We start from the raw sequence: 3667 nt of genomic DNA, 5'->3' as shown, positions 1-3667 counted from the left end.
GTCGCGACCGTGCGCGGGGCGCCGCCGCCGGGCCCCAGGTCCTCGCTGACCGTGCCCCACGCCTGGCACTCGCCGCACCGGCCGACCCACTTGGTGGCCGTCCAGCCGCACTCGGCGCAGCGGAAGCCGGGGCGGGCGCTGCGGTCGGCGCGCTTGGTGGTCGTCGTGCTCACGCCCGGCACCGTACCGACGCCCACCGACACCCCGGCTCGTCGACACCCGGACGCGCGACGTCCGGACCCTTGCGCGCAGGCTGAACGGGTGTTTAGTGTGGTGAACGTGCGTTCAGCCTCCGACGACCTGACCGCCCGCGCCCGCATCCGGGACGCGGCCATCGGCCGCTGGGGCCGCGACGGCTTCCGGGCGGGCATGCGGGCGATCGCCGCCGACGCAGGCGTGAGCGCGGCGCTCGTCGTCCACCACTTCGGGTCGAAGGACGCGCTGCGCTCCGCGTGCGACGAGCACGTCCTGCACCGCATCTTCGAGGAGAAGTCCGCAGCCGTCGCCGGCGCACCGCCCACCGACGTCGTCGCGAAGCTCGCGACGCTCGAGGAGTACGCGCCGCTGTTCGCGTACGTCGTGCGCAGCCTCCTCGACGGCGGCTCGCTCGCCGCACGGTTCGTCGACGGGATGGTCGAGGACGCCGAGAAGTACCTGGAGGACGGCGTCGCCGCCGGCACGATCCGGCCCAGCCGCGACCCGCACGGCCGCGCGCGGGCGCTCATCGCGACGACCGTCGGCGCGATCGTCATGGCGCAGACCGACGCCGCCGCGGGCCGCGGGCCCGCCCCGACCGAGGACCCGACGGCCGCCATGAGAGCGATGTACGACAACGTCATGCTCGGCAGCCTCGAGCTCTACACGCACGGCCTGTTCACCGACAGCACCTACCTCGACGCCTATCTCGCCTACGAGGAGAACCCCCATGAGTGATGCGATCGTCACGCGCGACCTGGTGAAGTCGTTCGGCGCCAAGCGCGCGCTCGACGGCTTCGACCTCACGGTGCGGACCGGTGAGGTGCACGGGTTCCTCGGGCCGAACGGCGCGGGCAAGTCGACGACGATCCGCGTGCTGCTCGGGCTGCTGCGCGCGGACTCGGGCGAGGTGCGGCTGCTCGACGGCGACCCGTGGCAGGACGCGGTCGCGCTGCACCGCCGGCTCGCCTACATCCCGGGCGACGTGAGCCTGTGGCCGAACCTGTCGGGCGGCGAGGCGATCGACGTGCTCGGGCGCCTGCGCGGCGGGCTCGACCCGCGTCGTCGGGCGGAGCTCGTCGAGCGCTTCGAGCTCGACCCACGGATCAAGGGCCGCGCGTACTCGAAGGGCAACCGGCAGAAGGTCGCGCTCGTCGCGGCGCTCGCGACCGACGCGGAGCTGCTGCTCATGGACGAGCCGACGAGCGGCCTGGACCCCCTCATGGAGGCGGTGTTCCAGGACGTCGTGCGGGAGGCCGCGGCCGAGGGGCGGACCGTCCTGCTGTCGAGCCACATCCTCGCCGAGGTCGAGGCGCTCGCCGACCGCGTCACGATCATCCGGCAGGGCAAGGCGGTGCAGTCCGGGTCGCTCGACGAGCTGCGCGGCCTGACGCGCACGACGGTCGTCGCCGGTGTCCGCGACGGAGCGAGCGCGGAGACGGCGCTCGGCGCGCTGCCGGGCGTCCACCACCTGCGCCGCGACGACGGCCACGTCACCGCGGACGTCGACACGGCCGCGCTCGACGGGGTGCTGGCCGCCCTGCCCCGGCTCGGCGTCACCTCGCTCGTGGCGCACCCGCCGACGCTCGAGGACCTGTTCCTGCGGGAGTACAGCGACGAGCTCGCGACGCTCGGCGTGCGGGAGGGTGACGCGCGATGACGACGACGACCGCCCCGGCGCGCGTCCCCGCCGCCGCGGAGCGCTCCGGGCGCGACGACCCGCTCGTCGGTACCGGCGCGCTCGTCCGGGTCGCGCTGCGGTTCGACCGCTGGCGCATCCTCGTGTGGGCCGTCGCCGTCGCGGGGATGGTGCAGGTCTCCGTCGACGCTCTCGCGCAGGTCTACGCGGACCCGGCGACGCGTGCCGCCCGCGCGACCCTCATCTCGTCCCCCCGGCGACCGCGCTGGCCGGCCCGGGTTACGGGCTCGACGACTACACGCTGGGCGCGATGACGGCGAACGAGATCGCGCTCTGGGTCATGCTGCCCGTCGCGATCATGGCGATTTTCGCGGTCACGCGGCACCTGCGCGCCGCCGAGGAGGACGGCCGGCTCGAGCTCGTGCGGTCCGCCCCGGTCGGGCGCGACGCACCGGTCGTCGCGGGCCTCGTCGCCGCCGTCGTCGCGACCGTCGCCGTTGGTGGGCTCACGTTCCTCGCGCTGCTGACGACCGACCTCGACCCCGTCGGCTCCGCCGCGATGTGCGCGGGCGTCGTCATGGTGGGTCTCGTGTTCGCGGGCATCTCGGCGGTCGCGTCGCAGCTCTCGTCGCACGGGCGCACCGCGTCGAGCCTCGGCATGGCGGCCCTCGGCGTCGCGTTCCTGCTGCGCGCGGTCGGCGACGTCCGCGGGCCCGAGAGCACGAGCGTCCTCACCTGGCTGTCGCCGTTCGGGTGGGCGCAGGCCACGCGCGCCTACGTCGACGAGCGCTGGTGGCCGCTGCTGATCGGCGTCGCCTTCGCTGCCCTGTGCGTGGCGGTCGCGTTCCGCCTCGTCGGGCGGCGCGACCTCGGCACCGGGCTCGTGCCCGAGCGTCTCGGTCGGCCGGCCGCGCGCCCCGCGCTCGCGGGCATGACCGCGCTGACGCTGCGCAGGCAGACCGGCGCGATCGTGTCCTGGGGCGTCGCGGTCGTGCTGTGCGGCGCGCTCATCGGCGTCCTCGCCGGGGCGATCGTCGACTTCATCGAGGACGACGCGACCCTCGGGGAGATGTTCAGCAGCGGCACCGACGCGACCGCGGGCGCCTTCGCCCTCTACACGATGTTCCTCGCCGTCATGGCCGCGTCCTACGTCGTGACGGGCGTCGCCGCGGTCCGGCACGAGGAGGTCGCGACACGCGGCGCCCGCGTGCTCGCCGGACCGGTGTCCCGGTGGCGCTGGCTCGGCACGCAGGTCGGCGTCGCGGGCGTCGCGGGGCTCGTCATCATGCTCGTCAGCGGGCTCGTCATGGGCGTCACGGCCGCCGTCAGCCTCGACGACCCGGCGCAGGTCGGCGTGCTCGTCGGCGCCGCCGCCGTCACCCTGCCCGGGATCGCCTGCGTGCTCGGCCTCGCCGTCCTCGTCTACGCCGTCGTCCCGCGCATGCTGGGGGTCGTGTGGGCGTACGTCGCGTACGTCGGCGTCGTCGGCATGTTCGGCGAGCTGCTCCCCGACGGCTCCGACGCGCTGTCCCCGTTCACCTATCTCCCCGGGCTGCCCGCCGACGACATGACGTGGCCGCCCGTGGTCGCCGTGACCGCCGTCGCGGCCGTCCTGCTCGCCGCCGGGTTCGCCGCCTTCCGGCGTCGCGACGTCGTCGGCTGAGCGCCCGTCGGTAGGCTGCGGAACGTCCGGCGGGCGTGCCGGGCACCGCGAGCGATGGGAACCCGATGACCGAGACCGGCGGATCCGGCGGCAACACGAGCCCGCACTGGGGGCGGCTGGGCTGGGCGCCGACGGGTGCGACGGCCCCCGCAGACGGTGCCCCCGCGACG

Annotated in this window: 4 protein-coding genes and 1 pseudogene; 4 read left to right on the top strand and 1 reads right to left on the bottom strand. The window is 75.1% G+C overall.

Annotated features, from left to right (window positions below):
- A pseudogene (locus HGA02_RS21000) lies at positions 1–173 on the bottom strand (DNA repair protein RadA); the annotation flags it as partial.
- Positions 174–261: 88 nt separating this feature from the next.
- On the opposite strand from HGA02_RS21000, the gene HGA02_RS13085 reads away from it, so the two are divergent.
- From HGA02_RS13085 to HGA02_RS13075, 4 genes are read left to right on the top strand one after another with little or no spacing between them, the layout of a single operon-like run.
- Positions 262–933: a TetR/AcrR family transcriptional regulator gene (locus tag HGA02_RS13085; protein ID WP_210728538.1), complete on the top strand. Its 672-nt coding sequence runs from the start codon at positions 262–264 to the stop codon at positions 931–933.
- A complete protein-coding gene (locus tag HGA02_RS13080; protein WP_168679378.1) occupies positions 926–1855 on the top strand; it encodes an ABC transporter ATP-binding protein in 930 nt (309 codons plus the stop codon). The genes HGA02_RS13085 and HGA02_RS13080 overlap by 8 nt, the downstream gene beginning before the upstream one ends.
- A complete protein-coding gene (locus tag HGA02_RS20995) occupies positions 1852–2148 on the top strand; it encodes a hypothetical protein (protein ID WP_246247760.1) in 297 nt (98 codons plus the stop codon). The genes HGA02_RS13080 and HGA02_RS20995 overlap by 4 nt, the downstream gene beginning before the upstream one ends.
- Positions 2145–3497, top strand: a complete 1353-nt coding sequence (locus HGA02_RS13075) for an ABC transporter permease (RefSeq protein ID WP_246247758.1) — start codon at positions 2145–2147, stop codon at positions 3495–3497. The genes HGA02_RS20995 and HGA02_RS13075 overlap by 4 nt, the downstream gene beginning before the upstream one ends.
- Positions 3498–3667: the final 170 nt, after the last annotated feature.

Origin of the sequence: Cellulomonas septica (assembly GCF_012396155.1) — a bacterium.
In the GTDB taxonomy this organism is placed as follows: Bacteria; Actinomycetota; Actinomycetes; order Actinomycetales; family Cellulomonadaceae; genus Cellulomonas; species Cellulomonas septica.
The sequence above is the reverse complement of the archived record's forward strand: the minus strand, read 5'-3'. Positions and strand labels throughout refer to the sequence as shown.

Coding starts and splice junctions, on each gene's coding strand:
- HGA02_RS13080 (WP_168679378.1), top strand. CDS start 926: ATGAGTGATGCGATCGTCACGCGCGACCTGGTGAAGTCGTTCGGCGCC.
- HGA02_RS13075 (WP_246247758.1), top strand. CDS start 2,145: ATGACGGCGAACGAGATCGCGCTCTGGGTCATGCTGCCCGTCGCGATC.
- HGA02_RS20995 (WP_246247760.1), top strand. CDS start 1,852: ATGACGACGACGACCGCCCCGGCGCGCGTCCCCGCCGCCGCGGAGCGC.